The organism is Sphingobacterium sp. UBA1498, from assembly GCF_002325125.1.
In the GTDB taxonomy this organism is placed as follows: Bacteria; Bacteroidota; Bacteroidia; order Sphingobacteriales; family Sphingobacteriaceae; genus Sphingobacterium.
This window is the reverse complement of record NZ_DCRG01000040.1, coordinates 85,301-104,369: the sequence shown is the minus strand read 5'-3', so window position 1 is coordinate 104,369 and position 19,069 is coordinate 85,301. Positions and strand designations below refer to the sequence as shown.

17 protein-coding genes are annotated in these 19,069 nt (G+C 38.2%); 10 read left to right on the top strand and 7 right to left on the bottom strand.

Going from position 1 to position 19,069, the window contains the following annotated elements; translation table 11 throughout:
• Positions 1–22 precede the first annotated feature (22 nt).
• Both aroC and B3139_RS21255 read left to right on the top strand, forming a co-directional pair.
• Complete coding sequence (gene aroC / locus B3139_RS21260) at positions 23–1,129, top strand: chorismate synthase (protein WP_209578805.1); 1,107 nt, start codon at positions 23–25, stop codon at positions 1,127–1,129.
• Positions 1,116–1,970 carry an ROK family protein gene (locus tag B3139_RS21255; protein ID WP_209578806.1) on the top strand — a complete coding sequence of 285 codons (855 nt, stop codon included), beginning with the start codon at positions 1,116–1,118 and terminating at the stop codon, positions 1,968–1,970. Before aroC ends, B3139_RS21255 begins: the two co-directional genes overlap by 14 nt.
• A 57-nt stretch (positions 1,971–2,027) precedes the next feature.
• Here the strand turns inward: B3139_RS21255 and B3139_RS21250 are convergent, their stop codons facing one another.
• Positions 2,028–4,442, bottom strand: a complete 2,415-nt coding sequence (locus tag B3139_RS21250) for an alpha-ketoacid dehydrogenase subunit alpha/beta (RefSeq protein WP_209578807.1) — start codon at positions 4,440–4,442, stop codon at positions 2,028–2,030.
• A 228-nt stretch (positions 4,443–4,670) separates the two neighbouring features.
• Here B3139_RS21250 and B3139_RS21245 point away from each other — a divergent pair, with 228 nt between their 5' ends.
• From B3139_RS21245 to B3139_RS21235, 3 genes are read left to right on the top strand one after another with little or no spacing between them, the layout of a single operon-like run.
• Positions 4,671–5,861, top strand: a complete 1,191-nt coding sequence (locus tag B3139_RS21245) for a DEAD/DEAH box helicase (protein WP_209578808.1) — start codon at positions 4,671–4,673, stop codon at positions 5,859–5,861.
• A gap of 52 nt (positions 5,862–5,913) precedes the next feature.
• Positions 5,914–6,660 (top strand): hypothetical protein, encoded by a 747-nt coding sequence (locus tag B3139_RS21240; protein WP_209578809.1) that lies wholly within the window; start codon positions 5,914–5,916, stop codon positions 6,658–6,660.
• Between the two features lie 38 nt (positions 6,661–6,698).
• Complete coding sequence (locus B3139_RS21235) at positions 6,699–7,154, top strand: NUDIX domain-containing protein (protein WP_209578810.1); 456 nt, start codon at positions 6,699–6,701, stop codon at positions 7,152–7,154.
• Positions 7,155–7,453: 299 nt separating this feature from the next.
• Here B3139_RS21235 and B3139_RS21230 read toward each other — a convergent pair whose 3' ends face one another.
• Entirely contained in the window at positions 7,454–8,167 is a 714-nt protein-coding gene (locus B3139_RS21230) for a class I SAM-dependent methyltransferase (RefSeq protein WP_209578811.1), read from the bottom strand.
• Positions 8,168–8,304: 137 nt separating this feature from the next.
• Here B3139_RS21230 and B3139_RS21225 point away from each other — a divergent pair, with 137 nt between their 5' ends.
• Both B3139_RS21225 and B3139_RS21220 read left to right on the top strand, forming a co-directional pair.
• Positions 8,305–9,216, top strand: coding sequence for a LysR family transcriptional regulator (locus B3139_RS21225; RefSeq protein ID WP_293885655.1), 912 nt, complete (start codon positions 8,305–8,307; stop codon positions 9,214–9,216).
• A gap of 184 nt (positions 9,217–9,400) precedes the next feature.
• Positions 9,401–10,543 carry a serine hydrolase domain-containing protein gene (locus B3139_RS21220; RefSeq protein ID WP_293885653.1) on the top strand — a complete coding sequence of 381 codons (1,143 nt, stop codon included), beginning with the start codon at positions 9,401–9,403 and terminating at the stop codon, positions 10,541–10,543.
• A gap of 60 nt (positions 10,544–10,603) precedes the next feature.
• On the opposite strand, the gene B3139_RS21215 is transcribed toward B3139_RS21220, so the two are convergent.
• Together B3139_RS21215 and B3139_RS21210 are read right to left on the bottom strand one after the other, a co-directional pair.
• The gene (locus B3139_RS21215; RefSeq protein ID WP_209578813.1) at positions 10,604–11,122 is read right to left on the bottom strand and encodes a glutathione peroxidase; all 519 of its coding nucleotides are present in this window, start codon (positions 11,120–11,122) and stop codon (positions 10,604–10,606) included.
• Positions 11,123–11,133: 11 nt separating this feature from the next.
• Entirely contained in the window at positions 11,134–12,000 is an 867-nt protein-coding gene (locus tag B3139_RS21210) for an N-acetylglucosamine kinase (RefSeq protein WP_209578814.1), read from the bottom strand.
• Between the two features lie 311 nt (positions 12,001–12,311).
• Between B3139_RS21210 and B3139_RS21205 the strand changes: the two genes are divergently transcribed.
• On the top strand, positions 12,312–14,057 hold the full coding sequence (locus B3139_RS21205; RefSeq protein WP_293885650.1) for a M61 family metallopeptidase: 1,746 nt from the start codon (positions 12,312–12,314) through the stop codon (positions 14,055–14,057).
• 56 nt (positions 14,058–14,113) lie between these two features.
• On the opposite strand, the gene B3139_RS21200 is transcribed toward B3139_RS21205, so the two are convergent.
• Entirely contained in the window at positions 14,114–14,614 is a 501-nt protein-coding gene (locus B3139_RS21200) for a hypothetical protein (RefSeq protein WP_293885648.1), read from the bottom strand.
• 268 nt (positions 14,615–14,882) lie between these two features.
• Here B3139_RS21200 and B3139_RS21195 point away from each other — a divergent pair, with 268 nt between their 5' ends.
• Together B3139_RS21195 and B3139_RS21190 are read left to right on the top strand one after the other, a co-directional pair.
• Positions 14,883–16,649 (top strand): AMP-dependent synthetase/ligase, encoded by a 1,767-nt coding sequence (locus B3139_RS21195; RefSeq protein WP_293885646.1) that lies wholly within the window; start codon positions 14,883–14,885, stop codon positions 16,647–16,649.
• A gap of 35 nt (positions 16,650–16,684) precedes the next feature.
• Complete coding sequence (locus B3139_RS21190) at positions 16,685–17,689, top strand: YihY/virulence factor BrkB family protein (protein ID WP_293885644.1); 1,005 nt, start codon at positions 16,685–16,687, stop codon at positions 17,687–17,689.
• Between the two features lies 1 nt (position 17,690).
• Here B3139_RS21190 and B3139_RS21185 read toward each other — a convergent pair whose 3' ends face one another.
• A complete protein-coding gene (locus tag B3139_RS21185; RefSeq protein ID WP_293885642.1) occupies positions 17,691–18,377 on the bottom strand; it encodes an outer membrane beta-barrel protein in 687 nt (228 codons plus the stop codon).
• Positions 18,378–18,441: 64 nt separating this feature from the next.
• A complete protein-coding gene (locus B3139_RS21180) occupies positions 18,442–19,053 on the bottom strand; it encodes a WbqC family protein (RefSeq protein ID WP_293885640.1) in 612 nt (203 codons plus the stop codon).
• Between the last annotated feature and the right edge of the window lie 16 nt (positions 19,054–19,069).

Sequence of the window (19,069 nt, the reverse complement as noted above, 5' to 3'; positions counted from 1 at the left end):
AGTTTATTGAAATTTAATTTTTATGGCAGGAAATTCATTTGGCGACTTATTCAGAATAAGCACTTTTGGCGAATCACATGGCAAAGCTATCGGTGTAATTATTGATGGTTGCCCTTCAAATATAATAATAGACGAGGATTTTATCCAATCCGAGCTCGACAAACGAAAACCAGGTCAATCCAAAATCACGACGCAAAGGAAAGAGAGTGATACAGCGCAAATATTATCCGGTGTATTCGAAGGAAAATCAACAGGTACACCTATTGCGATTGTCATTCCAAATGAAGATCAGCGTTCGAAAGATTACACACATATCAAAGATATTTTCAGACCTTCTCATGCTGATTTCACCTATCAGATGAAATATGGCATCCGTGACTATCGCGGTGGAGGGCGTTCTTCTGCAAGGGAGACTGCTGCTCGTGTTGCTGCTGGTGCTGTTGCGAAGAGCTTTCTAAAACAATTTGGTATAGAAATCTTTGCCCACGTTTCTGGAGTTGGTACTATTGAAGCACAAAATGTGGATACAAAAGATCTAAAGAGCCTTCTTGATTTACGGGAATCCAACATCGCACGTTGCGCGGATCCAGCAACAGCAAATGAAATGGTTGAATTTATCGATTCTATCAGAAAAGCTGGTGATACTGTTGGTGGACGTATATCGGCTGTCATCAGACATGTCCCCGTAGGCTTAGGCGAACCCGTCTTTGATAAACTACATGCGGATCTGGCCAAGGCAATGATGAGCATCAATGCTGTACATGGTTTTGAATATGGTTCAGGTTTTGCTGGATCAGAGTTGCGAGGTTCCGAACATAATGATATATTTGTAGCAGATGACCATGATTTAACTCGAGTGCACACGCATACCAACTTCTCTGGAGGTATTCAGGGCGGGATTTCAAATGGTATGGATATTACGTTCAAAGTAGCATTTAAGCCTGTTGCCACTATCATGAGAGATCAAGAGACGGTAGATGTCCATGGCAACCCTGCTATTGCTAGTGGCAAGGGAAGACATGACCCTTGCGTTGTTTCGAGAGCAGTAATTATTGTGGAAGCCATGGCAGCACTTGTAATCGCGGATCATCTACTTAAAAATCAAAGTTACAAACATGCTGCAAGATAATTATGTCGTAGGTGTTGATATTGGAGGCACACATATTTCTGCCTGTATCATTGACACAAAACAATGGAATATATACCTAGAAAACGTGGCCAGAAACCACGTTTTTTCTCAAGGAGATGCTAAAACGATTTTACAAACCTGGGCGTCAGCTATTAGTGATATCATAGCCACCTCTCCTGCTCCTATTCAGTTCATCGGAATTGCCATGCCAGGACCATTTGACTACGAAAATGGAATATCCAAGATACAAGGACAAAGCAAATATGACCATCTTTACAACCAAGATATCAAAACTCTGTTAGCTAAGGAACTGGGACTTTCTCCTATGTCTATTCACTTTATCAATGATGCAGCTGCTTTCTTACAAGGCGAAATATTCGTACAACAACTGCAAACGAATAAGCGGATACTAGGAATTACATTGGGCACTGGGCTTGGGTCTGCGGTTTGGAATAAAGGCGAGAAGGCTTTTGATGCGGCCTTATGGAATAGCCCTTATGAAGATTGTATCTTTGAGGAGTTCCTGGTTACGCGATGGTTCGTAAAACGTTTCAAAGAAATAGCAGGTAAGGATGTGACAGGACTGAAAGAAATTTTAGATCATTATAGGGAAACTGCGGAGTTTCAAATCATCAAAGATGAATATGCTAAACATCTATTTGATTTTATGCAGTTTTTCTCGGACAAACATTCATCTGAACTATTTATTGTAGGTGGCAATATTGCAAAAGCACTGCCTATTTTCATCGCGGATCGAAAAGAATTTGAAAGATTCCAAATTTACACGGCCATACTCGGCGAAAAAGCGGCAATGATCGGTGCTGCAAGTATATTCAGCTAAGAAATCAATCCAACGCTTAGCATATTGGCATTGGTCATTCAGAAAAATACCCATCTATTAAAACATAGATGGGTATTTTTCTGGATTAGCTTCATGCATAATCGCATAAACTGTCTCAACAACATCGTCGGAGGATGGCTTGGAGAAATAGTCTCCATCTGAACCATATGGCGGGCGATGTGCCTTTGCAGTTAGTGTTCGTGGTTGACTATCCAACAAATAGTAGCCATTTTGCTTCTCTAATATCTCTTGTAAGATAAAAGCAGAAGCGCCACCAGGGACATCCTCATCCACAATTAACAGTTTATTTGTTTTTTTCAAAGATTCCGCACAAAGTTTTCCTTTGTCAAAAGGTTGTAATGTTTGTGCATCAATTATTTCAATAAATATTCCCAAGCGTTCCAATTCAACGGCCGCTTCCTCAACGACACGTAAAGTTGAGCCATAGGATACCACAGTAATATCCTCCCCCTCTTTCACGCATTCCGCATAACCGATTGGCACTGTAAATTCACCGACGTTTTCTGGTAAGCGTTCCTTCAGACGATAACCATTCAGACATTCAATGACAATAGCTGGCTCATCTGAGCGAAACAAGGTATTATACATACCTGCTGCCTGGGTCATATTACGCGGCACGCATACATGTAAACCTCTCAGGGCGCCTAAAATTACCGACATCGGCGATCCGGAGTGCCATATACCTTCTAATCGATGGCCGCGCGTACGAATAATTACGGGTGCTTTCTGTCCAGCAAAGGTACGGTAACTTAAAGTTGCCAAATCGTCACTTGCTACTGTAATGCCGTAAATTAGGTAGTCTAAATATTGGATTTCGGCTATCGGACGGAAGCCGCGGATCGCCAAACCAAGCCCTTTACCTATAATTGAATTCTCCCGAATACCGGTATCAAATACACGATGTACACCAAGTTTCTCCTGTAATCCCGCAAAACCCTGATTCACATCTCCAATTTTACCCACATCTTCTCCGAAAGCCAACAGCCTTTCGTCACGTCTAAAGTTCTCCTCAAAGCATAAATTCAGGACTTCACGGCCGTCGACAACTTTAGCCTCTTCACTGTACAAAGCAGGAACAATCTTTACATGGGCAGGAGAATCGACACCAGCTGTAAACAACTTCGAGTTATAACGTTTCTCATTAACCGCATGCTTTTCTTTGTACCAACTTAATAATTGCTGACGTTCTTCACTATGCTGTCCTTTCAGCTCATGCAGCACCTTGCGAACCTGACCGTACACCTCTTTTAAAGAAGGTTCAACCATCGATTGCAATTTTTTGGAAGCAAAATCGGCGCGTTCGTTCGGAATACCCTGAAGTAAATCTATGGCTTCCTTTGCCTCTATGCTCAACGTTTTGATATAATCGGTCCAAGCTCGCTTTTGTTCTTGACGAACATGATCTTTAGCCTGTTGATCCAGTTGCTCCAGCTCTTCTAAGGTGGCGATTCCCGAACTTATTATCCACTCTTTCATTTTTGCGATGCAATCGAAGTCAGTCTCCCATTGTAATCTTTCCTGAGATTTATAACGCTCATGTGAACCTGAAGAAGAATGCCCTTGGGGCTGTGTCAGTTCGGTCACGTGGATCAAACAAGGAATATGTTTCTCACGGGCAATATGGGCAGCCTGTTCATAAGTTTCACATAATCCTGCATAATCCCATCCTCTCACTTTGAATATTTCAATCCCGTTGGTCAATTCTTCCTTCTGAAATCCTTGAAGCACTTCTGAAATATCTCCTTTCGTTGTTTGAATTTCGTTCGGTACAGATATGCCATATCCGTCATCCCAAATGGAAATCACGGTCGGAATCTGGTGAACCCCTACTGCGTTAATGACTTCAAAAAATACACCTTCAGAAGTAGCAGCATTGCCGATAGAACAAAAGGCAACTTCGCTTCCTTTATTTGAAAAATAAGATAGGTAATCTAAATTTCTATTCTGCTTATACAGTTTGGAAGCCAAGCCCAAGCCTAGCAGCCTTGCCATCTGCCCTCCTGTTGTCGAAATATCTGAAAACGAATTTTTTTGAGCCATTTGATTCAACCAGTTTCCCTGATCATCCACAACGCGTGTCGAAAAATGGCAATTCATTTGTCTTCCTGCAGAAGAAGGATCTGCCTCTACATCGGGATGGGCATACAGTTGAGAGAAAAAATGGTAGACATTACTGATGCCTGAAGCAAATATAAATGTTTGGTCACGGTAATATCCCGATCGCCAATCTCCGTTTCTGAAAACTTTGGCCATCGCGATTTGTGCCAATTCTTTTCCATCGCCAAAAATACCAAACTTAGCCTTACCTGTAAGTACTTCTTTACGTCCCAATAAACTCACGTAACGACTTTCCAAGGCAGTTCGATAATCATTCACAATAATCTTCTTGAACTCATCAAAGCTCAAAGTGGAAATAGATTCATTGTTTTGGTCAAATGCAGTATCAAACATATTCTTTTTTGTTTCAACAAATTTAACAAAAATATTATTCTATATAATTGGTGTTTGTCAAATAAATTGACAATCGACAGTCCTCATTTGAAATAGAATATTCTAATTTATCAAATTAGTACTTTTTGATAAAAAATCCTAATTTACATAGACTTTTTTATACCTATAACGACGTAAAACCAGCTTTGTCCTTTTTAATTTCTATTTTTGGATTTTATATTCATTATTTTGAATTTTTCAATACTAAAACTCGATAAATCCCTTAGCGCTAATCTTGAAAAACGAAAGCTTTCTTCGCTTACACCTGTTCAAGAAAGAGCTATCCCTGCCATTTTAGAGGGCAGGGATTGTTTAGCGATTGCACCGACCGGAACGGGGAAAACTGAGGCTTACGCGATTCCAATTATTCAGCGTTTACGAACTAAAATTACCGCTGACCGTCTATCGGTACTTGTACTGCTCCCGACCCGGGAACTTTGTATTCAAACCCAACAGCGCATAACGAATCTTATCGAAGGTATGGATTTGATCATCGCCAGCTTCTATGGCGGTGGAACTTATGAAAGTCAATTGGAGGTTTATCCGAACGCGCATATGATCCTTGCCACTCCGGGTCGTTTGCTGGATTTTCTGGATCGGGGGAGTATTGATTTGAAGACGATAGATACCTTGGTGGTCGATGAATTCGATCAATTGCTTGATCTCGGCTTTGCGGCGGATATCAACAAAATCATCAATAAATTACCCGCTGAGAGACAATCTATTTTTAGTTCGGCCACAAAAACCGCCGAAATCGAAAAAATTGTTCGAAAAAAGTTAAACAACCCTGTCGAGATCATTATTGATAGAGCCTTAAAAAAGGGCCGGATAGTGGAATCTGTAATGTATGTCGACAAGAATGATAAAAAGAGCCTATTGGGCCATCTGCTTGAAAACAGGATTTCACGGCAGGCCATCGTTTTCACGCGAACAGTGCAAGGAGTCGAACGGATTGAAAAAGCATTAAACCGAAGTGGTGTTTCTTGTTTGGCTTTGTATGGCGATAAGTCGCAGCAAAAACGAGAAGAGATCATTGCTCAGTTTAGACGAAAAGAAGAACGTATTTTAATTGCAACAGACCTGTTGGCACGTGGAGTAGATTTTCCGGATCTGGAGGCAATCATCAACTACGAAGTTCCAGATTCGCCAGAGCTATATACCCATCGGATCGGCCGGACTGGTCGTTCTGAGGCTGATGGAAAAGCCTTTACATTTTGCGACGCGGAAGACAACGAAAAATGGATCAAATTGCAACTCGCCTTAAAACGGCAAATTAGAATTGACGATCAGCACCCTTACTTGCTAAGCTGGGAGAAAATGCTTTCCAGTAGTCAAACCAATCCTCGGAAAGGCTCTTCAAAATCGAGAAAACGTCGTTAATTAATAAATATTCTTTTACTTTTACCTGCAAATCATAAAATCACAATTCGAGATGAATACAATACATTTATTTGATGATAGTAATAACGGCGATGATAACCGTCTAGGAGACCTGGAAAAAACAATCATCGTGAATAGTCTGATGGAGATTCCTTTTGAAGATCGGGATGAGGAATGGCGGGATGCATTTTTAACAAATATTGCTGAATGTACCTTAAAATTAGCCGAGACAGAAGTAGTTGTTGGTCCGGACGGATTTCCTTATTTCCAACTTGAAAGCGCTCCAAAAGATCAGAACTTTCAAGCATTCGTCATCAAAAATCGACTGAAAGATTTTGTGTTACCAAGGGGATTTGGTATTGCAATTAATACACAGCATGAAAATCCAGATTGGGTGTTCACCTATGGCGATTTGGTCAACTTCTTTCTGAATGAGGAATTTTACACGGATGAGAGTATTTTTTCGAAGAAAAATACACCAACAATTATTGGCGAAGATGAAGAAATATTAGTTGGGCAGCCAGCTGAAACTATTCTTCCGCAAACAGTACGTACACAACTGCGTGAATTTTTGGATTACTATGGGGTAAAGAATGCTAAAATTATGCTGCTTGCACGCAATTATAAAGATGAAGAAAATGCTACACAAGATTTAGCATTCAATATCGTTGCCAACCAATTCAGCACAGAAAAAGAGTTTACGAACATTATGGAAGCGATAGGCTGGTTCCTTCCTAGACATTATTCTTATATTGGATTGGACGAACTTGCTATTGACAACGGCTTTATGCCACTATAAATAAAAAAGACTTAAATATATACAAACATAATTAACTCATGTTTCCATTTAACGTAAGAGTGTACGGAATATTGATCAATGAAAAACAGGAGGTGTTGATCAGTGACGAAAGGACGGAAAATGTTTCATTTACCAAATTCCCCGGCGGGGGCTTAGAATATGGAGAAGGTTTATTGAATGCCTTGATCCGGGAGTATCAGGAAGAGTGTAATTTTGAAGTTGCTGTCGTTAAGCACATTTATACCACTGACTTTTATGAGAAATCAAGCTTTAATGATAGTCAAATAATATCCATTTACTATCAGGTCAAGAACACTTCACCAATTCAAATCAGAACTACGAACAGAGCTTTCGATTTTGATCCAGATCAAAAACCGGAAGACAATAAACTTCAATCGTTTCGATGGTTGCCAATCGAATCGGTACTCATTGATGATCTAACTTTCAAAACAGATCAAATCGCTTGGAAGGAATTCTTGAAAACGATTAGATAATAATAATTTTTCAATTTTCATGATTTTTATTTGTATTTAAAAAATAAAGATATATCTTTACGTAAACCAATGGAAATGCTTGTTTTTTTTTAAAGTATTGACCTCAATAATTACATTTTATTATTTATTTAACATCTCACATGTGACTGGGAATAATGTTGGAAGAGCGTGGGATAAGACGGAAATTGGTTTATTGAATATGTAAAATCCTAGTCCTATAGGTTTTTTAATAGTTAGTGTGATTTTATGGCGATACTCCCCGTATCGCCTTATTTATTTAACTCTATTGCTCCAGCCCGTTATTTAAAGGCTACATACGAGGCGAAACATAAATTCTTGTGCAAAACATCCACATTGTTAAAACCAACATCGGTCAATAAATTGAGCTGGTAAACTAGAGATCTAGGCGTATCCTCATGTTCAATATAGCCAAAAACATGATCGCGATATTCCTCATCCTTCAATTTAGTTAAGTATGCGCCATATTTCTCCTTATAAATTAGCTTTTGAAGATGAACATTATTCTGTTCTATCAAATCAAAAATCCATACACTTCCACCTGATTTTAGCAGACGGAATAACTTTTTAAAAGTGCTTAACCAATCCTCGTCATCCCGTAAGTGATGTAAAACCGAAGTAGCAATAATGACATCGAATTTTTCCTCTTCCAAGGAAACTTCCCTAAAGTCTCCCTTTATCAACTGAATTTCTCCTTTTGTCAGAGCACTTACACGCTCTTGTGCTCTATTTAACATGGGTTGACTTAAGTCTACAAGACTAAAATTTGGATTAGATTTCAGTTTTTGCAATAACTTAACATCGTAATTTCCAGCGCCACATCCAATATCCAATATATTTTTTGCATTTGAATAAACACTTGCAATGGCATCTGTAATTAGCTCCATGTTCCAAACCGCATCAAGTGTGGTGGCCTGGCCTGTTTCTAAATTTGAAAAACGTTCTACATCATTGTCAAACCGTGCTTCAATTTCCTGTAAAGTTGCTTTATTCATCTGTAAATTATTTTTTTTTTAATTCGGACGAGTCTCATACGGCATGACCATATGCAGACTGATTGTATTGTGGCCCACCCGTTATTTTTTAATAATTTAAATGTAAGACTAACTGGAATTCATTAAAAATATTTATTTTGTCAAGAATTCATACCAAAAAAGTATCGATGGAAATACGACATCTTATTTATTTTAAAACAGTAGCCGAGGAGCTTCATTTTGGCCGAGCAGCAGAACGTCTATTTATGTCCCAGCCGCCGTTAAGTCGGCAGATTAAAGACCTTGAAGACGAGTTGGGTGTCATCCTTTTTTTCAGAACCAACAAACGCGTCGAACTAACAGAAGCGGGTAAATACTTTTTGGAGGAGGTTTTGGAAATCCTTCAGAATTTAGAACACAGCAAAACAATCACGAAGCAGATCCACAACAATATTTCTGGAGAATTCAAATTGGGTTACGTTAGTTCAACGCCTAAGAAAATGCTCGCCACAGTATTGAAACACATTCAACAGAAATTTCCATACTTAAGAGTGAGTCTTTTTGAAACCTCGACACACAAACAGAAATTGGCACTAGAAAACGGTAAACTGGATCTAGGTATAATGCGTTCTCCAATTTATTCGAGCGAATTATTGACCACTCCTCTTTTCGAAGACCCCATGGTCATTGTAGGCCCGACACATATAGCGTTTAGTGATATTAATTTCTTTAATGAAAGTTTTATTTCTTTTAATCAAAAATATGCGTCCGAATACCATCGCCATGTTATTAACACGTGTAATCGCATGGGGTTCGAACCTAAGATTGTACATCAGAGCAACTCGATGTCTTCTATTCTCGAATTGGTTTCACAAGGGCTGGGATTAGCAATAGTCCCCGCTTCCACTATCAAACAGTATCCACATTTAAAACTAAAAACCATGGAAATTGAAGACATAGATAGCAAAACAGAAATTATACTTGTCTCCAATAAAAAAAGTAAAAACAGCGCTTTAGGCGAATTTATGGATTGTATCCAAAAAGAATACCGCAAATTCAACGCCTCCTAAAGAATTGTTGGACTGATTATTTACATCAGTATCTCTGCTGAATAATCAGTTGCATCAATCGCCATGTTGTTTATCCGCTACCTATGGATAAGGTTTTCACAGCATTGAATCAATGATTATTGCAGTTAATTAGATAGGATTTCCTTACATTTATACGATTACTAAAATCTCAACAAATCAATTCATGAGAAAGCATCTTCTCTTACTCCTTTTCTTGATTACTCAATTGCTTCCAACATTTTTATCTGCACAGTCCGCATCGGTGGATCTGGATCTTACAGAAGTGATGCGTCGGTATAAAGCGATTGGCCTCAGCGTCGTCGTTGTCAAAAACAATCAGATTGAGTACCACAAAAATTATGGATACAAAAATTTGGAAACAGAAACTCCACTCTTAGAAAATGACATCTTTAGAATCGCTTCTATTTCAAAGTCTTTCACCGCAACATCCTTTATGCAATTATTGGCAGATGGTCGTTGTAGGCTAGACGACGACATTGGTGATCTCATAGGTTTCCCTGTCAGAAATCCAAACTATCCAGACAGAGCAATCACACTCCGGATGATTCTTTCCCATACCTCCAGTATCAACGATAAGAACGGTTATTTTAATCTCGATGTTATTAACCCTGTCAAGAACCCAAATTGGCAAAAATCATATAATCTGTATGCCCCTGGTTCACAGTACCAGTATTGTAATCTCAATTTTAATATGGCCGGGGCCGTTCTTGAGAAACTGACCAATAATCGTTTCGACAACTATGTTGTTCGTCATATCCTTAGACCGCTCAACCTCTATGGTGGATACTGTGTCGACTCTTTGGATAAAACAAGATTTGTCCCGTTGTATTCATATGATCAGACAGGAAAACCACATGAGGAGCTTAGCGCCTATCACCCTCGCCACGAAGAACTTATCCAGTATAAGATGGGATATAGTACGCCCATACTCTCCCCAACAGGTGGAATGAAAATATCAGCATTAGATTTAGCAAATTATATGATGATGCATATGAACTATGGGCGTAGCCAGGGAAAAACCATCATCAGAAAAAAGTATGCAAGGATTATGCAGACACCTGTAAATAAAGAATCCGGCTATGGATTGGCTATTATGAATGACACCAAAATTGTACCGGGAGTTACTTTAACCGGACATACTGGGTCGGCTTACGGGCTCTATAGTGCCATGTTCTTTCACCCAAAGCAGAAATATGGTTTTATAGTCATCACAAATGGCTGCAATATTCCCGATAGTGAAGAATTCAATCCCTTACTGAAAGATTGTATAAATGTGCTTTACAACGTCTATATAAAGGCAAAATAAACATATCAATTACAATGAGCTAATAAAAAAANNTTTTTTTATTAGCTCATTGTATTACTTTTAGTTTTTAACCCAGTTTACAATTGCTGGATCGAGTGGATTGGTCGCTGAACGGAAACGGTGTACAAGCTTACCATGCTCATCGATTAGGAATTTTTCAAAATTCCACTTAATCTCTCCTTTAAAATCGGGATTTTCCTGTGCGGTTAGATACTTAAATAATGGATCAATTTGATCACCCTTCACATCTACTTTCTCTGCCATTAGAAAATCAACACCATAATTTTGTTCACAAAACTCTTGAATTTGCGCATTTGAACCTGGCTCTTGTTGTCCGAAATTATTTGCCGGAAATCCTATAATGACCAGCTTATCACCAAAAGTTTTGTGCAATTCTTGGAGGTCTTTATATTGTTTTGTAAAACCACACTTAGATGCAGTATTAACAATCAATACTTTTTTACCTTTGAAATCAGACATTTTGACTTCCTTACCGTCAAGCGATGTAAACTTAAAATCATAAAAATTGGGATTGCCAAATAACATTGACATATACACCATAATAGTAGCGATAATCATATTTAATTAGTTTAAAGACTTAGTAATGAATTACTCTCTCTTTCCAATACTGCGTCGAACAGCTCGTTAATAGGAGATTTTAAAATGGTGCCTACCTTGATCTGATGTGTATCACAGACTTCCCGTAAAATTAGATCAAAACTATATGCAATAGACCCCACAAAGTGACATTCATATTTATTATAATCCGGATAGGTCAAAATTGATGCCTGAACAAATTCCTCAAATCCGCTCTTTACCAGATCAATGATAAATGGATGGGTAATATTATCTGACATGAAGGGTGCAAAAGATGCTAGGAATGCATTTGGGCGCTCCTTTTGATACACATTTTTGATAACAATCTCTTTATTGATTCTATACTTATTCGCAAATTTTTCATTCAGATCCTTGGGCATACGTCCATACAGAAAAAGTCTGACTAAATTTTTCCCGAAGTAAGCTCCCGAACCTTCATCACCCAATACATAGCCATTTCCATTGTGTGAAGGCATCAACTCCTCTCCATCAAAGAAACTGAGATCCGACCCAGTTCCTAAGGTTGCTACATAACCTTTTTTATTACCGCATGTCGCTAACGCACTTCCAAAAAGATCATTTTCAACCGAAATATAGGCATTTTCAAATAAGGGGGTCAATGCATTCGATACCATTTCCCTACGATCAGGGGTGATACACCCCGCACCAAAGAAATACAATTCTGTAACCTCATCAGCGTATGGAATAATTTCGGGTATTTCCTTAATAACACGTGTAATTTCCTTTTCATTGACAAAAAAAGGATTAAGTCCATTTGTACTGAATGAGATAGGCGCACTATCTGGCAATTCCAACTTCCAATCCGACTTTGAAGAGCCGCTATCAACAACTAAGATCATACAAATTCTTGATTATTTTCCCCAATAAACTATTGTATCAAACTTAGCAAAAATTCTGATAAAAAAACAGATTTTTTATGTCTTTCAACAAACCTCATAAATAGGGTTTCAGTCGAAAGCAACAATAATAATTGTTCAATTTATATTATATTTCTTACTGAAAAATAGTATATTGGAGAGAACTTAAATATCTCCCTATAGCGCACTATTTTATACCTATTACAGTTATTAAAGAACCAATAATATATTTTTTGTTTGATTAATCATACGATACTTTCTAGCTTTGTGAGCTCATACTAAATTTATTTTTCATGGATAGTGACCATTTAAACATACCCAAAATACATTTTGAAGTATCATTTCCCGAAGTGCAAGCTCATTACATTGAGGTGAAAATGAGCGTAACAAATCTCAACCAGCCTTATGTCGACCTAAAAATGCCGGTATGGTCTCCTGGATCCTATTTGATTCGCGAATACGCTAAAAATGTAGAACGATTCCGATCACTTGATAAAACGGGAAATACAATCACCTATCAAAAAATTTCTAAAAACACCTGGCGAATACCTACAGAATCGTTGGATCAAATTGAAGTAGTTTATGCCGTCTATGGGTTTGAAACTTCAGTACGCACTAATTTTTTTGATAGCGACCATGCTTTTATTGTACCCACAGCGACGTTCTTCTATATTGATAACCAGATCGACCATCCGACTACAGTCAGCATAGATTTAAAAGATACTTGGACGAGCATATCAACCGGGCTTGAGCAAATTGAGGAGCATAAATTTTATGCGCCAAATTTTGATATCTTGTACGATAGTCCCATCGAAGCCGGTAATCAGGATATCTGGAAATTCCAGGCTGCAGGTGTAGAACATGAGTGTGCCATGGTCGGAGGGGGAAGTTATGATAAAGCACGATTGACAAAAGATATCACCCGTATTGTTGAAGAAGAAACCCGTATTTGGGGTTCTAACCCAAATAAGCGTTATGTTATTATTACACATAATTATCAGTCTGGAGGTGGTGGGTTAGAACATCTCAATTCCACAGTTTTGGGGGCGTCAAGAAATGCCTATCTTAACGAGACCAGTTACAAAAATTACCTGAGCCTTGTGGCGCATGAGTATTTTCATCTTTGGAATGTGAAACGCTTACGTCCAAAAGCTTTAGGACCGTTTAATTACGATGCCGAAAACTATACCACGGGACTATGGATTATGGAAGGATTCACTTCGTATTATGATAACCTCATTATTAAACGATGTGGATTCTATAGCGAAAAAGAATACCTCTCTTTGTTAGCTAACGATTTTAATATTGTATTGAATCGTCCCGGGCATGCGATACAGTCTGCAGCTGCCTCAAGTTTCGATACCTGGATTAAATATTATAGACCGGATGAAAATTCAATAAATTCAGGTATATCTTACTATAATAAAGGTGCGATGCTGACGGCATTGCTGGATATTAAAATTATCGCAGCTACAGAAGGTAAACTAAAACTGGATGATGTTATTCGGGAGGCTTATGAAGAGTTTTTCCTAAAACTCGATCGCGGATTTGAAGAAAATGAATTTAAAAGTCTCGCCGAACGCATCGCTGGCACTTCGTTGGATGATATTTTCGACGCGGCGCATCAGGATGGCGAACTGGACTATAACGATTATTTCAATCTAGTTGGTTATGAAATTATTGACACAAATGTTAATAACAGCACCTTAACATTAGGGATTACCACAAATAAAGTAGACGGGTTAATTTCAGTAGCGACCGTGGAAAAAGATTCTGGTGCATACGAGGCCGGATTGAATGTCAGAGATGAACTCATTGCAATTAACAACAACAGACTCGATGTTAAAGATAAAGAAATTGATTTCATTGTTCAGCATGCCAAAGAGGGAGAACTATTAAACTTTTTGGTGGCCCGGGATGGTTTGGTGCGCGAGATACCGGTTCAAATCAGAAAAAATACTAAAAAGATTTATGAGATCCGTCCGCTCAAAGATCAAACCTTTCTACAGGAATTATTGGGTAAAATCTGGATGGCTTAAAACTGAAATATTGCTGTAAAAAAATAATAGCGGAGTTTTCCGCTATTATTTTTTTATTAAAATTTATACCTTACTGAAAAACCGACCGGGTCAAATAATTTGATACTCGATTCATTTAGAAAATCAAAGTAAGGTTTTACATCCAATGAGATCTGAAATGGTGATTGTGGAACGTTAAATTCAATTCCAACAATACCATCAATACTCAGGTTGAGCTGTGAATCAAATGACTGACGTTTACCATCGAAAATTTTATCTTTCTCTTTAAAAGAACCGACGCTACCGCCAAAACCATAATACCAATTGAATCCGGCAGCCAGCGGTTTATATATTTCATATAAGCCTACGACACGGAAACGGCGGAAGTCAGAATTGCTCTGAATACTCATGATACCTTCCAATGCATGATCCGAATTAAGCGTATGACGATAAGTAATTCCCTGAGCGGACCCAAATCGTCCACCAATAGCGCCTCTATTGTCCAATTGAGCTAACGCTCTATTGGATAATGCACCAAACATCAGCATTCCACTAACGGCTAAAAATATTTTCTTCATAAAAATCGTACGCTTTTTTGCTTTACCTTTTTTCCAAACATAGATAAAATGCTTTTTATATGCAATACAATTGCATATCCTGAAGACTATTTATCAAACCTTCTATTAGAAAGACATTTTAAGTAAAATAAATATTACATCACAGCTATAACGACATAATGTTTGAATTGTTATGACATTAATCCCAAATTCTCCAACTTTATTTCTGATATTTTTTTTATATTTAAGACAATACAGCATGTAGTAATAACCAATAAACTCAAGTGATATGGGCAGAATTTTTGACTTTATAACCTTATATAAAGAAAATTACGCAAAGGACATTATGGTAGCGGGTCGCGATGGAAATGGCCAATGGAAAACGTATTCTACCAAAGAATACACAGATGCTATTGACTCCTTAAGCAGGGCGCTACTGAAGCTCGGGCTCAAGAAAGGTGACCGGGTAGGAATTATGTCCGGCAACAGACCTGAATGGAATTTAGTTGATTTTGCCTGCAACCAAATAGGCCTTGCAACCGTGCCCCTGTATCCTACCCTATCTGCGCAGGACCTTTCATTCATTGTAAATGATTCAGATGTAAACATCCTATTTGTTAGCAACAGGGAGTTAACAGACCGTATTGAACAAGCGATCAACGAGCATGGAATTCGCCCACAATTGTATACATTTGATGCTATCGAAAATTATACGCACCTAAGAGCATTCATCGAAACTACCAAAGATGACATCACCGATTTAACTCCATTTCGCGATGCTGTAACGGAAGATGATCTGTTAACTTTGATCTATACTTCAGGAACCACTGGGCGTCCCAAGGGAGTCTATCTCTCACACAAAAATGTGTACAGTAATGTCTTGGCTTGCAACCACCTGATCCGGGCCGACTTCAAAACGGCATTAAGCTTCCTGCCTTTATGCCATATTTTTGAACGGATGGTAGTCTACATGTACTATTCCAAAGGGATTCAGATTTATTTTTCGGAAAACCTAGACAATGTTGTTGCGGACATCAACGATGTTAAACCAGATTTATTCACCACCGTACCTCGAGTACTGGAAAAAGTATATGACAAGATCATCGAAAAGGGGAAAGCGCTAACAGGTGTAAAAAAGAAAATCTTCTTCTGGGCTGTTAATTTAGGTTTGAAATTCCAAGAACCTGAACATAATGGAGTGCTTTATAATCTTAAACTTGCGATTGCAAGAAAATTGATATTCTCAAAATGGCAAGAAGCGCTTGGAGGAAATATTAAAATTATCGTGTCCGGCGGCGCTGCCCTTCAAGAACGGTTAGCGCGTGTATTTTGGGCGGCTGGACTTAAAGTACTTGAAGGATATGGGCTGACTGAAACATCTCCCGTAATCGCTGTCAATTCTTACTTACCAAATGGATTAAAATTTGGAACTGTGGGTAAACCTCTTAAAAATTTAGAGGTAAAGATCGCTGAAGACGGAGAAATTCTAGTGAAAGGCCCGAGTATTACCATAGGCTATTACAAAAATGAAGATGCTACCAAAGAAACTTTTGACGATCAAGGATTTTTCAAAACAGGTGATATTGGAGAAATCACAGCAGATGGTTTTCTTAAAATCACCGATCGCAAGAAGGAAATGTTCAAAACTGCCGGCGGCAAATATATCGCTCCACAATCCATTGAAAATAAGCTCATGGAATCCACTTTAATAGGACAAGTGATGGTTTTTGGCGAAAACAGAAAATTTCCCGGAGCTTTAATCGTTCCGGCATTTGATGTGCTGTCCAAATGGGCAAGCCAAAAAGGGATTAACCTATCATCAAATGAAGAACTCATTAAAAACTCAGAAGTAATCCAAAAATATCAGGATGAAATTAACCGGCTATCCACTAATTTTGGACATTGGGAAATTGTTAAGAAATTCATTATACTTCCAAAGGAATGGACAATTAATGACGGTCAATTAACCCCAAAATTGAGTTTAAAACGAAAGATTATTTTAAAAGAGAACGAAACTGCAATCGACAAATTGTATCAGGAACAGAACCAAGAATAACAATTTGCACGATTATTGGGATTGATCATCGTATTATGAAGCACGTTACACTGAGAGATTTATTTACACTCGTTTATTGGAAAGACATTTGGCATGTTTTAGTGGATGCATTTAATGGATTTAATGATGACAAATGCATGAAAAAGAGTGCTTCACTTGCTTATTATACGGTTTTCTCCATTGGACCACTTCTTATGATCGTGATCTGGTGTATAGGGTTCTTTTACGGTGAACATCTTCAAAGCGGATCTTCGGCTCAAGATCAGGTGTTGGAAGAGGTCATGGTACTTTTTGGCCAGGATGTTACCAGCCAGATCCAGTCTTATCTCCAGAAGATCACATTCGAAAATAAATCCAATATGGGAATCACGATAGGTATAGTTACATTGATCCTATCTTCCACGACCTTATTCGTTGATATACAGGATTCGATCAATAATATCTGGAAAGTAAAACCCAAGCCGAAAAAGGGATGGCTGAAACTGATCATCAACAGATTGATATCTTTTTCTATTGTTATTGCCTTGGGATTTTTACTCATTGCCTCACTGATGATCAATGGGCTTATTGTCGCAGTGACCAATTTAGTGATGACGTATTTCCCCTTCATTCCAATTTCCCTTATTTCTTGGGTAAATACAGGCATCACCTTTTCAGTCATTGTCATCTTATTTGGATATATCTTTTCCTTCCTTCCCGATGCTAAAGTAAAATTCAGAGATATGCTCGGCGGCGCCATCTTTACAGGATTACTTTTTATGTTGGGTAGATATGGTATTTCAATCTATCTCAACGTTTCATCCACGGCTAGTTTTTATGGAGCTGCAGGATCCATTATAGTCATGCTATTATGGATCTACTATTCCGCTGCTATATTGTACTTTGGCGCAGAATTCACTAAATTTTATGCCATTAAATTTGGCTCAGGAATTGTACCTTCCGCATTTGCAGTAGCGGTCGAACAAACAGAAAAAGTTAAAAAAATAGGAAGCGATGCTGAAGCACACGTCGGAGATACCATTCAGATCTTAAAACAATAATTTACTTTTTGTCTTTTTTTCCGCTGATGGAACCATCTATACCGATGACATCAATGACTTTGTCTCCAATCTGTGTAATATCGGATTTTAATCCTACCATGACGGTGAAGATATTGACAGGTATATTCTGTATTTTTCTAAAATTATGAAGATAGCCGAGCTCCAAACCTAAAAAGAATCCATTAAACTTGTAGTCTGCGCCAGCGCCTATTTTACTGGAGAAATTCAGGTGATTTTTACTCTCCGTCTTAACAAGCTTCTGATCCGCAAGCACACGTGCTCTCGGCTCACTTGTCAGACCAATACCAGGCCCAGCAAAACCATACATGTTTAGTCGGCGCATCTGTTTCCTAATACCTCCAGAAAATGATAAAGTATAGAAATTAGTATTGGCATCTTCTATGCGATATTCGAAATCGGGATCAATCAAGGGTTGTTTGTACTTAAATGAAAGGGTATAAAGTGTGGGAGACACAAAAAACTTTGGATCTTTCAGGGAAATATCCAAGCCAATACTTCCAGAAAATTTTGGCGAAAGTATCTCTTTGGTTTTTCCGATCGGAAACCCCATGCCAGTCGTTCCCCAATAGTATACTTTTCTATAATGTATCGTGTCAACGCCCCCTTGAGCGAAAACACTGGCACAAATAGCACTTAGCAAAATAAAACTTAATAGGATTCGTTTCATTCAAATACGTTTTATACTGAATAACAACAATATAAAACGTATTTTGTTCAAAAAATATGGCTGATTATAGATAACTTTTTGATTGCGGCCCTTGATTGAAGAGCAAATCGATTATACTCAAATCCGGGTAAAATCCATTCTTATCTGAAAAAACTTGATAATACTCTTTTGGATTAGCCAATATACTTTCCTTTTTGGGATGTATAGCATTACGATAATCGATCGTATCCGCTGGAGCTGCCACGTACTCTTGGGTAAAATTCACAGCGTGCTTAAGCTTGATAGATTTAAGAAGAAGTTCCAACTGCGCCACATTAAAATCCACGAGGTAGTCGAATTTTGCTTCGTAAAACTGTATAAAATCATCTTCATAGTACTCAAAATAAGCAGAACTACGATAAGCAGTCTGAATACTTAGCCAATGTAGACGCTGCCAGTCAAACTCATAACTTATACGAATATCTTTCATCGGAACACGATCTTTATTGCCATGTTGAATCGGTACAATCAAATCCTGCACACCATTCGCAGAAGCAATACGTGCCCTTGTACGATAACTTTGCTTTTGAAAATGCTCATATTTCTCGATGATTAAAGGAAGATTATGCTCTTGTATCGTATGAAAGTAAGATATCGGTGGAAGATAACATGCCGGAAGTAATAACTGCGATTCCATAAAAACTGATGATTTT

Excerpts from the sequence above, each read along its gene's own strand:
- aroC (WP_209578805.1), top strand. The coding sequence starts at position 23 with ATGGCAGGAAATTCATTTGGCGACTTATTCAGAATAAGCACTTTTGGC.
- B3139_RS21255 (WP_209578806.1), top strand. The coding sequence starts at position 1,116 with ATGCTGCAAGATAATTATGTCGTAGGTGTTGATATTGGAGGCACACAT.
- B3139_RS21250 (WP_209578807.1), bottom strand. The coding sequence starts at position 4,442 with ATGTTTGATACTGCATTTGACCAAAACAATGAATCTATTTCCACTTTG.
- B3139_RS21240 (WP_209578809.1), top strand. The coding sequence starts at position 5,914 with ATGAATACAATACATTTATTTGATGATAGTAATAACGGCGATGATAAC.
- B3139_RS21235 (WP_209578810.1), top strand. The coding sequence starts at position 6,699 with ATGTTTCCATTTAACGTAAGAGTGTACGGAATATTGATCAATGAAAAA.
- B3139_RS21230 (WP_209578811.1), bottom strand. The coding sequence starts at position 8,167 with ATGAATAAAGCAACTTTACAGGAAATTGAAGCACGGTTTGACAATGAT.
- B3139_RS21220 (WP_293885653.1), top strand. The coding sequence starts at position 9,401 with ATGAGAAAGCATCTTCTCTTACTCCTTTTCTTGATTACTCAATTGCTT.
- B3139_RS21215 (WP_209578813.1), bottom strand. The coding sequence starts at position 11,122 with ATGATTATCGCTACTATTATGGTGTATATGTCAATGTTATTTGGCAAT.
- B3139_RS21210 (WP_209578814.1), bottom strand. The coding sequence starts at position 12,000 with ATGATCTTAGTTGTTGATAGCGGCTCTTCAAAGTCGGATTGGAAGTTG.
- B3139_RS21205 (WP_293885650.1), top strand. The coding sequence starts at position 12,312 with ATGGATAGTGACCATTTAAACATACCCAAAATACATTTTGAAGTATCA.
- B3139_RS21200 (WP_293885648.1), bottom strand. The coding sequence starts at position 14,614 with ATGAAGAAAATATTTTTAGCCGTTAGTGGAATGCTGATGTTTGGTGCA.
- B3139_RS21195 (WP_293885646.1), top strand. The coding sequence starts at position 14,883 with ATGGGCAGAATTTTTGACTTTATAACCTTATATAAAGAAAATTACGCA.
- B3139_RS21190 (WP_293885644.1), top strand. The coding sequence starts at position 16,685 with ATGAAGCACGTTACACTGAGAGATTTATTTACACTCGTTTATTGGAAA.
- B3139_RS21185 (WP_293885642.1), bottom strand. The coding sequence starts at position 18,377 with ATGAAACGAATCCTATTAAGTTTTATTTTGCTAAGTGCTATTTGTGCC.
- B3139_RS21180 (WP_293885640.1), bottom strand. The coding sequence starts at position 19,053 with ATGGAATCGCAGTTATTACTTCCGGCATGTTATCTTCCACCGATATCT.